Origin of the sequence: Paenibacillus sp. DRB1-1 (assembly GCF_052119485.1) — a bacterium.
Classification (GTDB): Bacteria; Bacillota; Bacilli; order Paenibacillales; family Paenibacillaceae; genus Paenibacillus; species Paenibacillus polymyxa_B.
Window position 1 is genome coordinate 5,466,916 of the sequence record NZ_JBODQH010000001.1, and the last position, 20,278, is coordinate 5,487,193.

Annotated in this window: 14 protein-coding genes and 2 pseudogenes; 6 read left to right on the plus strand and 10 right to left on the minus strand. The window is 42.2% G+C overall.

The window, feature by feature from the left end; translation table 11 throughout:
* Positions 1-181 precede the first annotated feature (181 nt).
* Positions 182-1,789 (minus strand): mannitol dehydrogenase family protein, encoded by a 1,608-nt coding sequence (locus ACQW03_RS24595; RefSeq protein ID WP_441952218.1) that lies wholly within the window; start codon positions 1,787-1,789, stop codon positions 182-184.
* Entirely contained in the window at positions 1,790-2,866 is a 1,077-nt protein-coding gene (gene uxuA, locus ACQW03_RS24600; protein WP_104494722.1) for a mannonate dehydratase, read from the minus strand.
* A gap of 160 nt (positions 2,867-3,026) precedes the next feature.
* On the opposite strand from uxuA, the gene ACQW03_RS24605 reads away from it, so the two are divergent.
* Positions 3,027-3,680, plus strand: a complete 654-nt coding sequence (locus ACQW03_RS24605; protein ID WP_104494724.1) for a GntR family transcriptional regulator — start codon at positions 3,027-3,029, stop codon at positions 3,678-3,680.
* A gap of 50 nt (positions 3,681-3,730) precedes the next feature.
* A complete protein-coding gene (locus tag ACQW03_RS24610) occupies positions 3,731-3,958 on the plus strand; it encodes a hypothetical protein (RefSeq protein WP_220031416.1) in 228 nt (75 codons plus the stop codon).
* Positions 3,959-4,032: 74 nt separating this feature from the next.
* On the opposite strand, the gene ACQW03_RS24615 is transcribed toward ACQW03_RS24610, so the two are convergent.
* Positions 4,033-4,848, minus strand: coding sequence for a MerR family transcriptional regulator (locus tag ACQW03_RS24615; protein ID WP_441952221.1), 816 nt, complete (start codon positions 4,846-4,848; stop codon positions 4,033-4,035).
* A gap of 116 nt (positions 4,849-4,964) precedes the next feature.
* On the opposite strand from ACQW03_RS24615, the gene ACQW03_RS24620 reads away from it, so the two are divergent.
* The 3 genes from ACQW03_RS24620 (at position 4,965) to ppsA (ending at position 9,409) form a co-directional block, all read left to right on the plus strand.
* Entirely contained in the window at positions 4,965-5,495 is a 531-nt protein-coding gene (locus ACQW03_RS24620; RefSeq protein WP_305954433.1) for a GNAT family N-acetyltransferase, read from the plus strand.
* 306 nt (positions 5,496-5,801) lie between these two features.
* Positions 5,802-6,173, plus strand: coding sequence for a hypothetical protein (locus tag ACQW03_RS24625; RefSeq protein WP_071640891.1), 372 nt, complete (start codon positions 5,802-5,804; stop codon positions 6,171-6,173).
* A 623-nt stretch (positions 6,174-6,796) separates the two neighbouring features.
* A complete protein-coding gene (gene ppsA / locus ACQW03_RS24630) occupies positions 6,797-9,409 on the plus strand; it encodes a phosphoenolpyruvate synthase (RefSeq protein WP_441952224.1) in 2,613 nt (870 codons plus the stop codon).
* Between the two features lie 382 nt (positions 9,410-9,791).
* On the opposite strand, the gene ACQW03_RS24635 is transcribed toward ppsA, so the two are convergent.
* Positions 9,792-11,954, minus strand: coding sequence for an amidase (locus tag ACQW03_RS24635; RefSeq protein ID WP_441952226.1), 2,163 nt, complete (start codon positions 11,952-11,954; stop codon positions 9,792-9,794).
* 1,581 nt (positions 11,955-13,535) lie between these two features.
* Between ACQW03_RS24635 and ACQW03_RS24640 the strand changes: the two genes are divergently transcribed.
* The gene (locus tag ACQW03_RS24640; protein WP_441952228.1) at positions 13,536-13,877 is read left to right on the plus strand and encodes a sensor histidine kinase; all 342 of its coding nucleotides are present in this window, start codon (positions 13,536-13,538) and stop codon (positions 13,875-13,877) included.
* Between the two features lie 56 nt (positions 13,878-13,933).
* On the opposite strand, the pseudogene ACQW03_RS24645 reads toward ACQW03_RS24640, so the two are convergent.
* The 6 genes and pseudogenes from ACQW03_RS24645 to ACQW03_RS24670 form a co-directional block, all read right to left on the minus strand.
* A pseudogene (locus tag ACQW03_RS24645) lies at positions 13,934-14,570 on the minus strand (FMN-dependent NADH-azoreductase).
* Between the two features lie 150 nt (positions 14,571-14,720).
* Positions 14,721-14,900 (minus strand): annotated as a pseudogene (locus tag ACQW03_RS24650) (alpha-amylase family glycosyl hydrolase); the annotation flags it as partial.
* A gap of 33 nt (positions 14,901-14,933) precedes the next feature.
* Complete coding sequence (locus ACQW03_RS24655) at positions 14,934-16,571, minus strand: glycoside hydrolase family 13 protein (protein ID WP_441952230.1); 1,638 nt, start codon at positions 16,569-16,571, stop codon at positions 14,934-14,936.
* A gap of 63 nt (positions 16,572-16,634) precedes the next feature.
* Positions 16,635-17,528 carry a carbohydrate ABC transporter permease gene (locus ACQW03_RS24660; protein ID WP_071640877.1) on the minus strand — a complete coding sequence of 298 codons (894 nt, stop codon included), beginning with the start codon at positions 17,526-17,528 and terminating at the stop codon, positions 16,635-16,637.
* A 13-nt stretch (positions 17,529-17,541) separates the two neighbouring features.
* On the minus strand, positions 17,542-18,456 hold the full coding sequence (locus ACQW03_RS24665; RefSeq protein WP_039274897.1) for an ABC transporter permease: 915 nt from the start codon (positions 18,454-18,456) through the stop codon (positions 17,542-17,544).
* 62 nt (positions 18,457-18,518) lie between these two features.
* Complete coding sequence (locus tag ACQW03_RS24670) at positions 18,519-20,255, minus strand: sugar ABC transporter substrate-binding protein (protein WP_039274898.1); 1,737 nt, start codon at positions 20,253-20,255, stop codon at positions 18,519-18,521.
* Between the last annotated feature and the right edge of the window lie 23 nt (positions 20,256-20,278).

Here is a 20,278-nt window from a genome sequence, read left to right on the forward strand (position 1 = left end):
ATTGCTGGAAACGTAACAACAGGTGAAGCGACACGGGATTTGATACTACTTTGTGAATCCAAAAAAGGGAAGAAGAACAGATACTTAGTCATGTGGATGTTGATTATTTAAAGAATTGGTTCTCATTAATGCAATCCCCCTGACCAAAGTTTCTGGCAGGGGGATTGCATTAATGTAAGTTCTAGTTCACATACTTCTCTATCGTGCTTCGGACTGCACCAGGACCTGCCAGCATCTCATGAAACATGGCTTCAATCTTGTCGCCCAGACCAATCTCATATAATCGGACACCGAACAGTTTGTCATCCTCGAGTAGGCAGCGAACCTCGGAGGTTTGATCGCCCAGCTTCGTATTTTGCAAATATCCCTGTAATGTATCCAGTAACGGGTCCGGACTGAGTGTGAAGGGTGCTCCTTGATCATCCACTCCCAGCAAATAGCGACACCAGATCGCAATGGTCAAGGGAATAGCAGTCAAGTTCGCAGGATCAAGTCCATCTGTGCTAGCATAAGACTTTATGGTTTCACCAAAACGGATGCTCATCTTTTGAGATGTATCTGTGGCAATCCGCTGAGGCGTATCAGGAATATGGGGATTGGCGAAGCGTTCCTGCAATACCTCGTCAATAAATGGTTTCGGTTGGATAATACCGGGATCAACTACAACAGGCAAACCTTCCTTGTAGCCAATGGTTTCCACCAGACGACGCAATGTCTGATCCCTCATTTCATCTGCAATAAGCTCATATCCAAGCAGACACCCAGCTAGGGCCAGGGCTGTATGCAGCGGATTGAGACAGGTAGTGACTTTCATCTTCTCCACTTTGTCCACCGTATCCCGATTCGTGAAGATGATGCCAGCTTCCTCCAGTGCAGGTCTCCCGTTCGTAAACTTGTCTTCAATGACCAAATACTCGCTAACCTCAGCATTGACAAAGGGAGCCGTATACGTATGCCTTGAGGTAACGATCATCTCCATGTCGGCTAACCCCAGCTCCCGAAGAGCAGACTGTACTTGCAAGGAAGGGCGGGGAGTAATTTTGTCAATCATAGTTAGGGGGAAGGTTATTTTCTCCTCATTCTGCAGATAGTCTGCAAATCCTTCCTCTACCAGGCCTCTGCGAGTCCACTCCTTGGCGATAGCAATCATACTATCCTTTAACAGATCGCCGTTATGGGAGCAATTATCCATGCTCACAAAGGTCATTGGATGCCGCCCCTTCAGATAACGCCGATAGGCAAGCGAAGTAGCTATGCTCATCACATGCACTGGCTGTTCAGGACCATTCGTCAAATCCCTCTCCACAACAGCCAGATACTTGCCGTCGGGCCCGGTCAGGGCGTATCCTTTTTCCGTGACAGTAAAGCTTGCCATCTGCAAGGATGGATTCTCAAATGTTTCAATCAGACGGAGGTAGTCGTCTGGACGATTTTGCTCTGCTGCGAGTCCCTCAACGATGCTTGCGACCACGCTCTTGTGAAATCTTCCGTCTGCACTCATCAACACCAGTAAGGTTAGATTGTCGTAAGGCTTATAGGCTTTGTCGATCATTTCAAAATCAAAGACTTCGGCTGCAACAATACCTGTATCCGCTTTCAATTTATTCAGCAGTTGTTGCTGCGCGTTGGCTATCAACCCTCGAAAAATATTGCCTGCGCCGAAATGCAGCCATTGTGGTCTAACTCGGGTGTTATTGGCTACAAGCTCCAGATCATATTTTGGCAGTTCGATGCCTGCTGCTCCCCAGGCCGCCTTGTCTGAAAGGCCTTTCCGGTTAAGTTGGAGCATTTATTTCACTCCTTTGCCTTGAGCGAGACTATCCCAGACACCAAGCAAGTACATAACTCCCAGTGCACGGTCATACAAACCGTAGCCTGGCCGACAATTCTTTTCTTCCCCCCATAGATGTCTGCCGTGATCCGGGCGTACATATCCCTGATAGCCGTTCTCGTGATAAGCTCTAACTACTTCCGGAACATCGACGCTTCCGTCCTTTCCGCGGTGTGACACTTCAATAAAGTCACCATTCTCAAACACCTTGACATTACGAATATGCGCAAAATGAATACGATCGTGAAACTCCCGAATCATGGCAGGCAAATCATTCTCAGGATTGCTCCCCAGTGAGCCTGTGCAGAAGGTTAGACCATTATAGGGACTGTTCACTGCATCTAGGATGCGCTGGATGGTCTCACGACTACGGACAATTCTCGGCAATCCGAAGATGGGCCATGCCGGATCATCAGGATGAATGGCCATCTTGATGTCAACCTCCTCGCAGACCGGGATGATGCGCTCAAGAAAATACTTCAGGTTGTCAAACAACTTGTCTTCTGTGACATCCGCGTAAGCAGCAAAAAGTTCATCCAGTCTCGCCAACCGCTCCGGTTCCCAGCCAGGCATGGTGAACTTTCCGGCTCCCTCGAGAATCCGATCCACCATTTGGCGGGGATCATCGGTAATGGCAGCCTTTTCATAAAAGAGGGCGTTGGACCCGTCAGGTAGTTCCTTATACAGTTCCGTTCTTGTCCAGTCAAAGACAGGCATAAAGTTATAGCAAATCACCTTGACTCCCACTTTGGCTAATTTTCGAATGGTGTCGATATAAATGTCAATATATTGATCGCGGGATGGCAGGCCGATTTTGATATCATCGTGGATATTTACACTTTCTACGACCGCCGTACTAAAGCCCTTACTCGTAATCTGATCAGCTACTTCCTGAATTCGCTCCATTTCCCATACTTCACCGGCTACCTTATCATGTAAAGACCAGACAATGCCCATAACTCCCGGAATTTGCCGGATATGATCCAGTGTAACATTGTCATTGCCTTCCCCATACCATCTCCAGGTCATATTCATAACGATACCCTCCCTGATTGTATTTCGTTTATCTTGTATACAAGATTGAGTTGATCATAAATTATAAGATTTGTTCTTGTCAATGATAATTTCAGAGGAGTTCGTCACATCAAAATGCTTTATAATAAAACTAGATTTATAAAGTGAAGGTAGGAATGATATGTTTACAAAAGAAGAAATCATGCAACTGTTGAAAAAAGATATTTTGTCCCTGACCTTAAAGCCGGGTACTCTTCTCAGTGAGACGACCTTGTCAGAACGCTTCCAGCTGTCCAGAACTCCGCTACGCGATGTATTGAAGTGGCTTGCGCTCGAGTCCTACATTGATATTTATCCCAAGAAGGGAAACATTGTTTCCTATATTGATCTGGAGTCCGTGGAACAAATTATTTACTTAAGAAGCGCATTGGAAAAGGAGATTATGAAGGAGCTTTCTTCGCAAATTGTATTAAAGGATGTACAGAAGCTGAGCGATATTCTGGACAGACAGAGAGCTGTGATTGAAGAAGATCATGCTACGGATCAATTTCTCAGTCTGGATGATCAGTTTCACCAAACCATGTTCCAATTGGTGGGGCGGGGGTTTCTTTGGCAGCTCATTCAGCAGTCGAATGTTCACTATATCAGATATCGCAAGCTGCATATGCTGGAAACAGGGAAGCTGATGGGCATCTGGCATGAGCACCAGGCTATGCTTGAATACATGTTGAATAAGGAAACAACCAAAATGGATGATCTGGTTCATCATCATCTCAGAGAGGATATCCATTCGCTCGATTTTCTCCGGAAGTTCGCTGATTATATCAAGAAATAAGGGAACTAGCTCAAATTAACATGTATGAATATTGAAGAAGTGAGTAATTCATGGAGGCTGTTCTACGAGTTGGATATGTTGGTGAAAGAGCGAGTAAGAAATGCGAGACTGCAGCAAAATTTAAGGCCGGCAACATGCCAGCCTGTGTCATTCCATTCTTGCTCGTGAGTATTGTTATTTACAGTCAGGCGGTGGTCAAACTGGAGGAATCCTCACAGGAACTTGCGGACTTGTATACATGTCAGATGGAATCCTCCTTGAATACGCTCATGGAATAATATAATAAATTGTCTAGCTTGATACCTTAAAATAACCTTGATGTTTGCCTTTCTTATTAACTTCAGCAATACCCTCAGTCTGTGACTGTTTGATTCCCAACCCTAACTTGTATTTCCGTTAAATACTCTTCCTCAAGTATAGTATCTCGATTATCAACCTCGTAAATTTCAAAAGGACTGCCCAATATTTTTAAGTTATTTTCTTTTGCATACGTAATAACTTCTATTATTCTGTCTGTGCTTTGATGATAACCTCCACGATAATAAAGTGAAAGATATTCTCCTGCGGGAAGAGTAAAGTCATTTTCATCTTGATCCAGAATAAAAAAAACAGAGTTAAACACAACCGGTGCGCCATCTTTTAGCTCATCAACCGATACAGAAGCTGCATAAAGTTGATTTCCGAAGTCATGAATCTTTTTTTCATGTTTTGAGTGTAGCTTTTTTATAGCGAAGTCCATTTCTTCATCTCTGGTTATTCTCATTTTAAGTTTAAGACATGGGCGTTCAGACATTTTTTTTATTTTAAAAACGTCTGTTTTGATTTGGCTGGCTGCCGATAATACCACTATCCTATCATGAATCATTTGTTCCTTCGTTTGGAGCTCCTTTAACTGCTTTTGAATGAGCATCTGTTCTTCATGCAGCAGTTCCAAAGTATTGTCAATACTCTGATAATCCAAGTATTCTTTGATTTGTTGCATGGAGAAATCTAATAGACGAAGATCGCGAATGATATTTAACTTGTACATATCATTAAGACCGTAAATGCGGTAGCTATTCACATCACGTTGAGGTTTCAATACGCCTAACTTCTCATAATAAAGCAATGAATCAATACCAATTCCATAAAGTTTCGATATTTCACTTATTTTATAATAATCTTTCATTATACTCACACCTTTACATTTCTAAATGTAATTAAAATTCTTGACTCTAGTATAATACCAGGGTTTAGTGTGGTTCATACAGGATAGAAATTAATTATAGCTAGGAAGTGAGCAATTTGATTCAACGTGAAATATTTGATCAAATATTCAATATTATGAAAGAATCCTTTCCTATCATCGAATATCGAAACTATGAAGGACAGAAGGAATTACTTTCTAATCCGCGTTATCGTCTGATGACTGAAGAGAATAAGCAAGGCGAAGTGATCGCTTTTCTCGCGGGTTGGGAATTTGAGGGTTTTAGATATGTAGAGAATATTGCTGTTTCCCCGACGATTCGGGGAGGGGGGATAGGAAAACGTTTAATGGAGCGGTTTATAAAGAAATCTACTTTGCCAGTAATCCTGGAAGTCGAACCGCCAGAAGATGAGCTAAAGCAGAGAAGGATCAGGTTTTACGAGCGTCTTGGGTTTCGATTAGGGAACTACAAGTATCTTCAGCCTCCGCTGCGCGCGGGAAATTCTAATTTTCCTTTATGTATCATGAGCTATCCCGATCTTTTGACAGACTCGCAATTTAAATTCATAAAGAATCAACTGTACAGGGAGGTGTACAATGTTCCGGCTGTTTATCCGAATTCAATTTAATTTATTTGAGCAAGGGACGCATTATAGTAGGTCCAGTAAAAATAATGTGGGGGAGAAAAAAGCTCTTAGGACTTATTCATATAGAATGAAAGTTCCGACACCTGCATTCAAACAGGACAAAAATGAAGATTCCCTGTTTTAAGACCATAAAAGGGTATAATGTTTTACGCAACCGCTCGCCGTAAACCTCCTAAACCGCTGCGTAAAAAGGAGAATTATATTACAATTGAAAAAAATACTGAAATATTTCCATGATGTAAGTAAAAAATGCCAGATCAATTCTAGATTATAAAGGGGGGGAACAATATGTGCAGATACGCAATGTACGGCCCATATAAAGATATCTTTGCCTGCTTTACCTGCAGGAAGGTATATAAGCAGACATCACGGTTTGAAATACCGAAGGATGAATATGAACGGGTTGGCCATGTCTGTCCGCAATGCCAGGCATCCATGCATGACATGGGTCATGATTTTCAGGCCCCGAAGCAAACGGATATTAAGCAGTGGAAAAAGGTGGAGCTACTATATCAACAAGGATACGCTTATCACTCATGCGGCTGCGGCGGCCCCGGGTACAGACCCTCCCGGCTGTCGGAGGTACCTGAATTTCTGGAGGTACAGCGAACGTTTGAGAATAAGAGAGAGGCGCTACTGTACCGGCTTTTGCAGAGCTAGTTGACGTGGGATTATAACAAACGTAAGTGAAAGTAAAGTAAATTTGGCAATTGGAACAAACATATCCTGGATATATTATTATCTATCACATTGTTTCACAGTAAGTGTAAGCCAGGAATAGAGAATGAAATAAATTATCTTCTTTTTAGTTTATCATAAAGAAGAGCCTATAGAATCACATGTGAGATGAAGTGAAATATAGAAACTTTCATGTTTTCCCATTTTTCCCAAGTGCAAAGATGAACATGCCCGAAAAAAATATAAGAGGTTCACTATACGCGCTTCGTTCGCTGAACTAGCGGGCAGGTTAGCTCATTAAGAACCCGACGCAACCTCAGGATTTCCTTAGGCTGCATAGGACCGATAGGGAACTATGCAGTAACTGAGTTCGGCTCGAGCCATGGTTTTTGATGTGACTAATGATACCGGAAATCAAAAAAGAACCGGATAGTTTTATCAGGTTCTTTTATATTGCATATAAAACATACACGATGATATAATCAGATTACGATTTTGAAGATTTGAATGATCAAAATTATCACATCTTATATTTCAACTTTACCATGCCGCTAAACTCTTGTCAAATGTTTTTTTCTCAATTTAATGGTTAGGAGAGATATTGAATGAGTTCTTTGGTTCTCGGTTTTCAGGAAATGGAAAAAACGCAGCTTTTGCTCGTTGGCGGAAAAGGGTTGAATTTAGGGGAATTATCAAAAATTGAAGGAATACATGTACCAGAAGGTTTTTGTGTTACAACAATGGGGTATCAAAGAGCCATCGAACAAAAAGAAATGTATTATGCATTGTTGGACCGACTAACAAGGCTAAAAGCAGAAGAACGAGCTCAAATTGGTGAAATTAGCAGGCAGATTCGTCAAATCATTATGGAAGTAGACGTTCCTTCCGATGTTGTGGAAGCAGTTACTCACTATCTCTCCAGGTTTGGAGAGGAACATGCTTATGCAGTACGTTCTAGTGCGACTGCTGAAGATTTGCCACATGCCTCTTTTGCTGGTCAACAAGACACCTATTTAAATGTCATCGGCAAAGAAGCAATCTTGCAGCATATCAGCAAATGTTGGGCTTCACTATTTACGGATCGCGCGGTTATCTACCGTATGCAAAATGGATTTGACCACAGTCAAGTTTATTTATCCGTTATCGTTCAAAGGATGGTTTTCCCACAGGCTTCAGGAATTTTATTTACCGCTGATCCGATTACCTCCAACCGGAAGCTGCTATCAATCGATGCCAGTTTTGGGCTTGGAGAAGCACTGGTCTCTGGCTTGGTATCTGCCGATTGTTATAAAGTACAGGAAGGGGAAATCATCGATAAGAAGATAGCGACCAAAAAATTGGCTATCTATGGACGAAGAGAAGGCGGAACAGAGACCCGACAGATTGATCGCGATCAGCAAAAGACTCAAACCCTTACTGAACAACAAATTTTACAACTGGCACGTATGGGAAGACAGATCGAAGCTTATTTTGGTTATCCACAAGATATCGAATGGTGTTTGGTTGATGATACTTTTTATATTGTCCAGAGTCGTCCAATCACGACTTTATATCCGATCCCTGAAGCGAATGATCAAGAAAATCACGTTTACGTATCTGTCGGTCATCAACAAATGATGACTGACCCGATAAAACCATTGGGATTGTCTTTTTACCTGTTAATAACTCCTGCACCCATGCGTATAGCCGGTGGAAGGTTGTTTGTTGATGTTACACATATGCTGGCTTCACCTGTCAGCAGAGAAACTTTCTTAAATACCCTGGGACAATCTGATCCGCTCATAAAAGACGCATTTATGACTCTAATAGAGCGAGATTTTATAAAATCGTTACCAGATGACAGAACAGAACTGAGTTCCGGTAAAAGCGATAAAGGGTTGTCGTCTGCAGGTTTTCAAGCACAAATCGAAAACGATCCGGCAATTGTTTCTGATTTGATTAAGAACAGCCAAACATCGATAGAAGAATTAAAACAAAACATCCAAACAAAATCAGGAGCAGATTTATTTGATTTTATTCTGGAAGATCTCCAAGAATTAAAGAAGATCTTATTTGACCCACAAAGTTCAAAGGTTTTTATGACTGCTATGAATGCTTCGTCATGGATCAATGAAAAAATGTACGAGTGGTTAGGTGAAAAAAACGCAGCAGATACGCTTTCTCAATCTGTACCAAACAACATTACTTCGGAAATGGGTCTGGCGCTATTGGATGTCGCAGATGTGATTCGTCCTTATCCGGAGGTAATTGATTATTTACAACATGTAAAAGATGATAATTTTATGGATGAACTGGTTAAGTTGGATGGTGGACAGGAAACTCAAGACGCTATCTATGCTTATCTAAACAAATACGGAATGCGATGTGCTGGTGAAATCGATATTTCGAGAACTCGTTGGAGTGAAAAACCAATTATACTTGTCCCCATGATTCTCAGTAATATCAAAAACTTTGAGCCTAATGCTAGCCATCGGAAATTTGGGCAGGGGCGACATGAAGCTTTGAAAAAAGAACAAGAGTTATTAGATCGATTGAAGCAATTACCGGATGGTGAACAAAAAGCCAAAGAAACAAAACGAATGATCGACCTGATCCGGAATTTCATCGGTTATCGTGAATATCCCAAATACGGCCTGGTTAATCGCTACTTCGTTTATAAGCAGGCTTTACTAAAAGAAGCCGAACAACTCGTACAAGCTGGTGTTATTCACGAGAAAGAAGATATATACGATCTCACTTTTGAAGAACTTCACGAAGTCGTACGCACAAATAAAGTGGATTATCAGATCATCCGTAAACGAAAAGACGATTATAAATTATATGAAAAACTAACTCCCCCGCGTGTAATCACGTCTGATGGTGAAATCATTGCGGGTGAGTACAAACGAGAAAATCTCCCAGCCGAAGCTATTGTAGGTTTACCTGTTTCTTCTGGACTTATAGAGGGGCGAGCACGTGTCATCTTAAACATGGAAGATGCTGATCTGGAAGATGGAGATATATTAGTCACCGCCTTTACTGACCCCAGCTGGACACCATTGTTTGTATCCATAAAAGGCCTAGTCACCGAAGTTGGTGGACTGATGACTCATGGAGCCGTTATCGCACGTGAATATGGCTTACCCGCAGTTGTCGGAGTGGAGAATGCTACCAAACTGATAAAAGATGGGCAACGAATTCGCGTGCATGGAACAGAAGGGTATATCGAAATATTGTAATGGCTGAATACGTCAAGTAATAGCCTCTGTCATAATGGACGGCATTAAATGCAAACTATCATGGATAAAAGGGCGGTTCCCCTGTTCGTCCTTTTATCCATGACACAAAGCACCCCCCAAAAAAATCAACTGATGATAAATTGGGGGTTGTACTTTAAGAACTTATTTGTTTAATGATCGAAAAAACACATTTACGGCAATAGGTACAAGTTCTTTTCCTCGAGTTGAGACAAGTGCTTGTACCGTTAGAACAAAAAAGTCGCTAAAATAGCGACTTTTATTAGAATTTAAAGAGCTGGAAGTTGCAGCGATGGCTTCCCTAATGAGAACCTTATTACGGTCATGGAATTCACAATTATAGTGAGTTCTATGATGTCCTTCGTCATTGGGGTAAAGTGACAGACTTGACTTGAGCAGAGGTATTTCCGTAAATATCCTTGGCCAGTACGAGAATATGCAGCGTATCGGCTTGGGAGGAACCACCCTGTTTGTATTTAGTAGTTGGAAGCGTTGCTGACCAATTGGCTTTATCTTCAGTAATATCGACACGAATGCCATTGACATAAACTTTAAGCTGTGCAATATCGCTTTGATCTGTGACTGAACCTTCCAAAGCGAGAACATTATCCGTGATTGAAGCATTCAACTTAAGTTCAGGGGTTCCTGTTTCCTTGCGTTTAGAGGGTGGGAGAGCAGTTTGCGGGTTATAGGAAAAGGTTTCATCCTCAAGCGCTGGCGTGCGTGCTGCAATAGGACGGTTTTTGGTAGCCTGCTCATAGGAATAAGCGTAACGAAGCAGGTCATTATCGCTGTATGCAGCACCTGCCATCGTCAGATTAACGGGCATTCCGGTATCCTTCATAGCGCCCATACTCACAGACACACTTGGGATCCCGTACTCGCGTAGAATGAAATTCGTATTGGAGAAATAGTTGCCATTCTCCCAAGCCTCCTCATAGGATGTTTCATTCACATCGGAGTCAGCTTTGCCGATATTCGAATTTGCCGGGAATGCAATAAAATCAAGGTTGTTTTGCTTCATCCAATTTTCAAAATCAATCTTTCGTACATTTTCAAGCCCCCGTAGTCCTTCATGAAACTGAGGAATTTGTTCATAAGGGGTGACACCTTTCTTTATGGTTTCAATAAATACGTCATAGTGACCAAGGTCTCTGCCACGTTTGGCATCTACCGAACCGGGCGGATTCGGGAAGACGGTTGCGGGGTCTATATTAGCCCATGACGGGAAATTCGGATCGCCTACACTTTTAAGGAATTCCTCAGCTGCATAGGGATTAAGCAACCCGAATTCCTTTTCAACCCACTTTGCTGGCATCAAACCACGTTCTTCAGGTGTTTTCGCTGTTGCCCGGTCCTTCTCGCTGTTCGCCTGCAAGGGGAAGTCGACTTCCACTACCTCAGCTCCAAGAGCAGTTAAATCCTTTACAGCTTTTTCCCATAATGCCTGAATCGAAGGTCTGAATTTGATCGGAGTTGTGGTTTCATGGTCCTTACCGATATAAATTTTCGGAACGCCAATGCGTTTGCCTTTCAAAGCTTGAGTGTCTCGCAACTCTAAATAGGATTTGGGACGGACACTGTTGACAGAAGGGAGCCGAACGGCTTTCTGTTCTCGCCAGAAATCACCCTTGGTGATCTTATCTTCTACAACGATCACGTCAAGCAAGCGGAGCATGTCCTCGACAGTCCTCGTATGTGGGACAACGACATCCCGTATAGGGAAGAGCGGCCAATTCCCCCGAATGGATATTACCCCCCGCGATGGCGTGTAAGCAATTAAACCATTGTTAGATGCCGGTGATCTTCCCGAGGATACCGTTTCTTCCCCCATACCAAAGGCAGCGAGGTTGGCGGCTGTTGATACACCAGATCCGTTAGAGGAGCCAGAGTACCAGGCTGCAGCCAAATAATCTGGATTGTACGGACTTTCAGCACGGCCATAAACGCCTCTTTGCATTCCCCCTGCTGCCATTGGCGGCATGTTGGTTTTACCAATGAGCACCCCACCGGATTTGCGTATCTTCTCTACTGTAAAGGCATCGTCCTTTGCCATCAGGTTTTTGAAAGCCGAAGATCCAGAAGCGACAGTAAGGCCCTTAACCTTGTAGCTGTCTTTAACCGTGTAGGGGATGCCTTGCAGAGGACCGGTCTTAATACCCTGTGCCCTTAGTTGATCAGCCTGAGCGGCTTCTTTTAGTACGTCGGGGTTCAGAACAGGGATGGAATTCAGCCGAATGCCACTAGAATCATAGGCATATACCCGGTTAAGGTACAGGACGGTGAGCTCGACACTTGAGAGTGCTCCTGACTTCATCGCGTCCTGCATTTGAGCAATCGTAGCCTCTTGCAATTGAAATGTAACTAGGGAGGAGCCGGGTTCACTAGTTTTACTAGAGGATGAGGGTGAAGGAGCGGCGGATGCAAGCGGACATCCCGTGAAAGTTAAAATCATACCAACTGCGATCCATTTGCAATAGTTACCCATTACATTCCTTGTATTCGCTTTTAGCGTTCGTGCGCGCATAGCATTTTCACTCCTTAAAATAGATAGAATCAGGAATTGAATAGAGGGGAATGAGAAAAGGCCCTTTTACAGTATAAATGTTTCTAATTATACTACTTATTTTCATGTGAAATGTCAATTTTTGTAATGCGATACACAAGGAAGTTTGCTACTTTTAATGTGAAATCTAGTAATCCATGATTCAGAAAAAGAAATTTATATTTCGTTTAATCCCAGAGGAAGAGATGTTGAAAAAACTATTATATGCCTGAAAGAGTATTCTGGTGATTTTTGAGAGAAGTTCGTAAAAAACAATCTAGATGGATTAACATCGATATATTTAGACCTAATGATCAAAAATAAGCTTCTCCATATTTGATAAAAACTTCTGAATTAGTTAATGGCGATTCACATAAGTATCTTAAGATGATTCTTCAGGTTAATAACTTAAGTCCATACAAAGTTTTTGGATTTGAAGAAACTCTAGATTCTCTAAACCCTGATATTAAAATTTTGACATTGATTATAAACAAATTTAGGAAAAACGATATTTTTCCTGTATTTATTGTGAAAACGAGTAGTAAAGCTATTTCCGAACAGATAACAACAATACAGCGACTACTTCGAAATTATACCCTTACTTATGGAGCAGAACATTTGAAGGGATGGAGAATTGAACTTCAATAATACGAAGGAAAAAGAGCGCATAAACATTACTACAGCTCGTTCAATTTACCCTAACTAGTTGTGAATATGTTGCGTTTAAATCCATTCGGAACGGGATTGGTTGCTCAAAATTGATTGAGTGTTACCAAGGTATCCGAGGAGACCAATCGGTGATGCAAAAATAGGGGTTGTAATGTATTACACAGAAGATTAAATAAGCATGAATGTCAGTGGACAAGAACATCTAGACTATTAGTCAAAATACGGGTTTTGTGAACATGTCTGAAGAAAACCGCATAACAGCACAGCATGCACATGAATGCCTCAAAGAATGAACCGTCAAAGCTGGCTTTCCGGATGCTGTTGCATATTTCTCAACAAGTTTTCGATAGGGTAATTCAGTTAACTTATCGTCAATTCGACCCATAAGGTGTAATTTCGCTTGTTTATCCAAAAAACAACCACCCCCAAATAAATATAATCTTTAAATAATTATTCGTCAGATTATTATTTTACGTAATTATATTTACTGGTTTAACTGATATCTCACTTTTCCTGCCATGTGGCAATTCGTCAGTATACATTTTCGTTCACTTATACTTTGATTATTTTCGCGTTTTTCTTCAATTCTGGAATTATTCCCTCTATTTTATCAAAATAATTAGGATGAAGAGTCCACCAATTCTCTCTCTACTGGTGATACCCCGACTCCGAACAAAACCAATTAACCATTTTACTAGCTTCTTGAGCAAGTACTTCTCCAAAAAGCCGAAGGATTGAAAAATTCACTCCATTGTACCTCTTTCTTATAGAAGGGTGAGAATGTCCCTCTAAAGATGATAAAGATGGAGCATACCTTAGTTAAATGGAAGAATACTAGGGGTACCTTCCCATTCAAATAGATTAATTAGTTTTCAGTTCGATTCGGCAGAAGTCATGATTATCGCAAACGAAGATATGCTCAGTCAGGTTTGGATCAACCTTCTGGACAATGCAATCAAGTTTTCGCCTTCGGATTCAGAGATCAAAATCGATATCAATTCCAACGATCAACAGATCCACATCTCTATTCATGATAACGGTCCAGGCATCGACTTGAATAAGCAAAAATACATTTTAATCAAATTTTACCACGGAGATGCCTCACACTCCTCTCCGAGTAATGGACTAGGTTTGAGCATTGCTCACAAAATCATTGCCCTGCATGGCGGAACGATCAGGATTGCAAGATCCGATGAAATCGGCACAACATTTGAAGTAACCCTCCCTTCACGTTAGTCGATTTCTCTTCACGCGAGTAATGAGTGAATCAGGTTTTTGTTTAGGGGGTTACATCAAAACGCTTTGGCTGCCAATATCGCTTGCCGGATTGCTTGTTCCTTTATGCTCTGCGCTTGGTCCGGCTGCTCACTGATACCTTCAATAAAAATAGCCTGCACATCGTCAATGCCCAGTAAATTCATTACAGCTTTTACATAACTATGGCTGTACTCGACATTTTCAAACTTCCCGTGGGAGAGAACCGTGCCTGAAGCCTGAATGTGCATCACTTTCTTGTCCTGCTGCGTCCCAGTCAAACCGGACAAACCCCGCAGCCCATTATCGGCCCGCTTAATGGTTTTTCCCGGAACCGTAACCGCGTCAATGTACGCTTTCAGAACCGACGGGAAAGAATAATTCCATACTCGATTGACAATGACGATTTTATCCGCGGCCATGAATTGATCCACAATCTCGCGCATTCGTACTGCTTTGACCTTCGACTCCTCGCTCAGTTCATCGAAAGAAGGACCACTTGGCGGTTGCCCCCAGCGTCTTAGAATGCGGAAGATCCATGCGATATAGGTCTAAATGAATGACCTCATCTCCAGGGTTGGCCTCCTGATAGGTTTCGATAAACTGTTTGCCGACTGATAAGCTGTATGTACCGTCTTTTAAAGGATGAGAAGTTACGTACAATACATTTGCCATGATAAATCCACTCCTTTTCGAACTCTATGAAAATCCGCTGATTAATATCATTACTAACTCCCTCTTTAATGTAACCATTATAGTTACATAAAAAAAGTGAATGTCAAGAGGGATCTTGAAATGCAAACACCAATTTTTTGACTTTTATTGGTCATCATTGAGGGGTTTGTACATTGGACTTATCCATATCAAATCGATTCCAAGATCTTGAATATAATCAAGTTTTGAAATAATTCCCTCTATATCACCAATGCCATCCCCATTGGAGTCCATAAAGCTTCTCGGATAAATTTGATAAGCCACAGCTTTTTTCCACCATGTCTTTTTCATATTGCTTGATCCTTCTTCCCTTATTCTAAAAATTTATAAATATTTTTCAACCATAAGGTACATCCTCGCTTCATAAGGACGCATTTCTACTTCAGACATGTTATTTGGATAATTGGATATTAGCAGCTGTTTAGTCTCTGCCAGCTCTTTCTGAAGTGGGAGATGGGTTGTGTATTTTTGAAAATTACATACTACAAGTAGTTTGGTTCCTTTCAGCGTTCGAGTGTATGCGAACAAATCTTTATTCTCGGGATACATCAGCTCATAATCCCCATATATAATCACTTCATGATCTTTCCTTAATCGGATTAGTTTCCGATAATAATGGAATATGGATTCAGGGTTATTTAAACTTTCTTGTGCATGGATATCCTTATAATTCGGGTTTATTTTAATCCAAGGGTTCCCTAATGTAAAACCAGCGTTGTCGGAAGCGTCCCACTGCATTGGTGTTCGAGCGTTATCACGCCCCTTTGCAAAGACTGACTCCATAACTTTATCTTCAGGGTATCCTTTCTCAATTCTATCTTTGTAGAAATTTAGTAACTCAATATCCCGATAGTCTTCAATTGGATATTGAACATTCGTCATTCCTAATTCTTCCCCCTGATAAATGTATGGTGTGCCTCGCATGCCATGAAGAAGGGTTGCCAACATTTTAGCCGATTCTATTCTGTATTCTCCGTCATCTCCCCAACGAGAAACGATTCGGGGTAAGTCGTGATTATTCCAAAACAAACTGTTCCAGGCATCCCCCTTCAGCTCTGTCTGCCATTTAGATAACACTTTTTTTAATTCTAGAAAATCTAGAGGCTTAAGATCCCACTTCCCTTTCCCCTCTTGTTCGTCCAAACTAATATGTTCAAATTGAAATACCATTGAAAACTCACTGCCGTCCGGGTTGCTATACAATTTGGCGATCTCTGGCGTAGCGCCCCATGTTTCTCCAACCGTCAGCAGGTCTCCAGCTTTTTGAAACGTCTCCTTGCTGAGTTCCCTGATATACTTATGCAGATTCGGCCCGTTGCTGGTAATTTTCAAATCTGGTTCTTTTCCGATTAAGTCAATTACGTCAAGTCGAAAACCGCCTACACCCTTGCTTATCCACCAATTGATCATTTCGTAAATCTCTTGTCGGACTTTTGGGTTTTCCCAGTTGAGATCCGGCTGTTTTACAGAAAAAAGATGTAAATAATATTGTCCTATCTCGGGTACCCATTCCCAAGCTGAACCACCAAAAATGGAACCCAAATCGTTTGGTGGCATTCCTTCAACGCCATCTCTCCAGACATAATAGTCATGGTACGGATTTTCTTTGCTTTTTTTTGCTTCTTGAAACCAGGGATGCTCATCGGAAGTATGGTTTAACACCAAATCCATTATGATCCGAATGTCACGTTCCCCAGCTTCATGAATTAACATCCCCATATCATCCAAAGACCCGAACATCGGATCAATATCCCGATAGTCGGAAATATCATAACCAAAATCATCCTGAGGGGATTTACAAACTGGTGATAGCCAAATTGCACCGACACCGAGTTGCTGCAAATAGTCCAGACGGGAAACAATTCCTTTCAAATCGCCGATACCATCACCATTACTATCTTGAAAGCTCCGTGGATATATTTGGTATACAACGATTTCTTTCCACCAATTTTTATTTTCCATTGTTCATTACAACCCTTCCAATACACGAATAGTGTTTTATCTTAATCAAATCACAGCATACAATTACTCTTTTACCGATCCTACAACAATTCCAGTCACAAAATATTTTTGAAGCAGCGGATAAATCAGCAGCAACGGGATGACAGCGACTACGATTTTGGCCGCATTTAAATTTTTGTTTGAAATTTCAGTCAAGTTGCTGAGTTGTGCTGAGTTGGTGCCGGATTGAAGAAGTTCCGCAATGTTCACGTTAAGGGACTGAATATAAGTCATTAGCGGATAATTGCTGACTTGGGTCATATAGATCAAACCGCTGAAGAAATCATTCCACGTTCCCACGATACTGAATAGTGCTACCGTCGCCAGCGCAGGGATGGACACGGGAACATACACTTTGAACAGGACCTGGAGCGGATTTGCCCCATCGATGAATGCTGCTTCTTCTAGCGCCTTAGGTACAGCAGAGAAGAAGTTCATGACAAGGATGACGCTGAATATAGGGACCGCACCCGGCAGAACAAGCGACCAAATTGTATTAAGCATATCGAGGTTTTTGATCAGTAGATAACTCGGGATCATCCCGCCGCTGAACAGCATGGCAAAAATCATGACATTCATATAAATGTTTCTGCCTCTAAATTCCCTTTTCGACTTGGAGAGCGGGTATGCCATTAAAATAATAAGAATCATGTTGAGAATAAGTGTAAGCACAACACGTAGAACAGATATGCCAAAGGAACGCCAGAACTGAGCATCATCGATAATTTTCGTATAAGCTGCTGTTGTAAAATTGACCGGTACGAGACCTACAGCATTAGCTGACACGGCCTCGCTGCTGCTGAATGAAATCGCAACGATATTCCATAACGGAAGAAGGCAGATCAATGCCAGCAAAATGACGATGGCATTGATGACAAACCGGCCAATTCGATCTTTTAGGCTTACAGAATACGGCATAGGCTTTGCCTCCTTAGAATATTTTTCGGTCGGTGTATTTCTTGGCCAAATGGTTGGCGGATAATAGCAAAACAATACCAATCACTGACTTGAACAGGCCAACAGCCGTACCGAAGCTATACTGTCGCCCAACGAGTCCAATCCGATATACATAAGTATCCAGAATATCTCCCGACTCATAGACAACCGGATTATACAGATTATAAATTTGATCGAAGCCGGCACTTAAAATATTGGTTAGACTCATCACTCCCATGAGCAGGATAATAGGCAGCATACCTGGCAATGTAATATGCCATACTTTTCTCCACCAGCTGGCTCCATCCATTCCTGCCGCTTCATACAGACCCGGATCAATCGAAGTAATTGCAGCCAAATAGACGATGGAACTGTAACCGAACTCCTTCCACACGTCTGTCCCAATAATCAGCGGCTGGAACCAGGTGTTGCTGCCGAGAAAATTAATATTCTCCAGACCGAAAAAAGCCAAAATTTGATTCACAATTCCATCCAAACTGAACATGTTAACAACCACGGATGCTAGAACTACCCAGGATAGAAAGTGTGGCAGATAAACAATTGTCTGTACGGATTTTTTAACAAATTTGATGCGGATCTCATTTAACAAGATGGAAAAAATGATAGCCATCATTGTTCCCAATAGAATCTTGGCAATGGCAATCACCAACGTATTACTAAAAACCTGTGCGATGTCCGGCAGCTTAAACATATAAATAAAATGCTTCAGCCCTACAAATTTGGAGCCAAACATCCCCTTGGCTGGTATATAATCCTGAAACGCCGTAATGACACCGACCATCGGAACATAGCTGAATACCAGTAAAAATAAAATCCCCGGAAGCATCATCAAATGATACATGGCACCCGTGCCCAACCGACCTTTTGCTCTCTCATTTCCCTGTTTCATGGATGGACCCCTTTCCTGAAGAAAGACTGCTTATCGCAGCCCTTCTAGCAGTTCATGATTGTTTATTTTTCGGATGCAGCCTCGTCTTCAATTTCCTGAATTACCTGGTCACCACCTTGTTTCTTCCAATTGCTAACGAAAGTATCGAAGTAATCCAGAGATTCTGCACCAGTCACGATTTTGATAAAAGATTCCTGCTCCATCTTGGTCAGATTAGCCCATGTCTGTTTCATGCTTGGTGTAGTGCCAGAGAAAGCGGGTGTCATCCAAACGAATTTGTTTTCCCGTGTCAGTTTGTCGATGAGTCCCACTCCGTTGATACGCGAGTGATATTTCGCCCAGGCTGTTACGTTATCCGTATCCATATCGCTCAAGTAGGTTTGAATACTTTTAATATTGTTCTTTGATTCTGTCGTCCGGACCTGATCCAAACTAATCTCCCCTTTAATCCCGCGAACAATGTCAGAGTAATCATCCAGCAGCGAGGTAGCCGAGTTGACTTCAATATTAAAAGGTCTGGTAGAACCGTCTACGCCGTTCTCTTGATACTTGGCGGCTTCTGGCATAGATGTTTCCACATTTTTATCATTTGCCAATTTATCGTAGAAAAGGTTTACTATTTTAACGGCGAGTTCCGGGTGTTCATATCCTTTTCTTACAACGATAAACTGATTGGCTGGATTGGCGTGTGCCACGTTTACCTTTCCGTCTGCATCCTCCAAAGTGTAAGCCGTGAATTTCGCATTCTTATCCATCTGCTTCACGCTGCTCAGACCCCAGTCAGGAATATGCCATGGTCCAAAAGCAATACCGCTTTGGCCGTTGGTGTACAGTGCCGTAATATCATCAAATGTGCGTGTTCCAAATTGCGGGTCGATGAGGCCTCTCTTGAACCAATCTGCCATGACGCCTAACATCTGCTTGGTTTCCTTAGTTGTCGAGCCATAAACAATGCTGCCGTCCTTCCCCTTCAACCAGTATTGAGGGAATGCACCCTTGGTGGAGGCAACTCCCAGCATGGTATAGGCAGAACCATTATAGTCACTTGTATTCAGGGTGTTCACAAAGGGAATACCTACCGGTTTCCCAGATTGGCCAGGATCTCTTTTCAAGAATTCCTCGGCCGTTTTCTCCACATCATCCAGTTTGATGGCCCCGTCTCCGTCTGCGTCAAGTTGGATTCCCAGTAGATCCAGCCAATCCTGACGAACCCAGACCATGGTTGGCGCGGAATCTAGGGAAGTAGCTGGAAGTCCCATTAAACGTCCATCTATCGTCGCACTGTCCAATGCACGGCCCTCATAAGAGTCGTAAATGTTCTTGATGTTATCTGTGGCATATTGTTTATAAATTTCCGTCATATCTTCAATCAGATCATTATCAACCAGTTCTTTGAGTTCATCCTTGGAATCAACACGCATCATGTCAGGCAGTTCTCCAGAGGCGATGGCGAGAGAAACCTGACGGCTGTAATCTTCTCCGTTGGCTTCAAATTGGTCTTTAATCTTAGCGTTAAACTTTTCTTTGACCAACCGAGTATACGCGTTGTTCTCATACGTATCTCCAGCCGGCAGTTTCGGGTTGGCTGTAGTCACACGACCCATCGTTACGGTTATTTCGTCTTTATAGGCACTGAATGGGTCTCCCGGTGTTGCCTCATACTTGCCCGCTTCCTCTGCAGTGGGAGGGTTGGAGGAGCCCCCACAGGCTGCAAGGGTTGAAATCACCAGGGCAGACATCGACAGCGCAGCCAGACGTCTCGTCAACAATTTGCTTTTTATGAACCATTTAGTTCTCATCACATTCGATTCCCCTTCGTTCT

What these genes read in the sequence shown, in the direction of transcription:
- ACQW03_RS24660 (WP_071640877.1), bottom strand. Translation starts at nt 17,528, where the DNA reads ATGCCGTATTCTGTAAGCCTAAAAGATCGAATTGGCCGGTTTGTCATC.
- ACQW03_RS24610 (WP_220031416.1), top strand. Translation starts at nt 3,731, where the DNA reads ATGGAGGCTGTTCTACGAGTTGGATATGTTGGTGAAAGAGCGAGTAAG.
- ppsA (WP_441952224.1), top strand. Translation starts at nt 6,797, where the DNA reads ATGAGTTCTTTGGTTCTCGGTTTTCAGGAAATGGAAAAAACGCAGCTT.
- ACQW03_RS24640 (WP_441952228.1), top strand. Translation starts at nt 13,536, where the DNA reads ATGATTATCGCAAACGAAGATATGCTCAGTCAGGTTTGGATCAACCTT.
- ACQW03_RS24605 (WP_104494724.1), top strand. Translation starts at nt 3,027, where the DNA reads ATGTTTACAAAAGAAGAAATCATGCAACTGTTGAAAAAAGATATTTTG.
- ACQW03_RS24635 (WP_441952226.1), bottom strand. Translation starts at nt 11,954, where the DNA reads ATGCGCGCACGAACGCTAAAAGCGAATACAAGGAATGTAATGGGTAAC.
- ACQW03_RS24655 (WP_441952230.1), bottom strand. Translation starts at nt 16,571, where the DNA reads ATGGAAAATAAAAATTGGTGGAAAGAAATCGTTGTATACCAAATATAT.
- ACQW03_RS24595 (WP_441952218.1), bottom strand. Translation starts at nt 1,789, where the DNA reads ATGCTCCAACTTAACCGGAAAGGCCTTTCAGACAAGGCGGCCTGGGGA.
- ACQW03_RS24625 (WP_071640891.1), top strand. Translation starts at nt 5,802, where the DNA reads ATGTGCAGATACGCAATGTACGGCCCATATAAAGATATCTTTGCCTGC.
- ACQW03_RS24670 (WP_039274898.1), bottom strand. Translation starts at nt 20,255, where the DNA reads ATGAGAACTAAATGGTTCATAAAAAGCAAATTGTTGACGAGACGTCTG.
- uxuA (WP_104494722.1), bottom strand. Translation starts at nt 2,866, where the DNA reads ATGAATATGACCTGGAGATGGTATGGGGAAGGCAATGACAATGTTACA.
- ACQW03_RS24665 (WP_039274897.1), bottom strand. Translation starts at nt 18,456, where the DNA reads ATGAAACAGGGAAATGAGAGAGCAAAAGGTCGGTTGGGCACGGGTGCC.
- ACQW03_RS24615 (WP_441952221.1), bottom strand. Translation starts at nt 4,848, where the DNA reads ATGAAAGATTATTATAAAATAAGTGAAATATCGAAACTTTATGGAATT.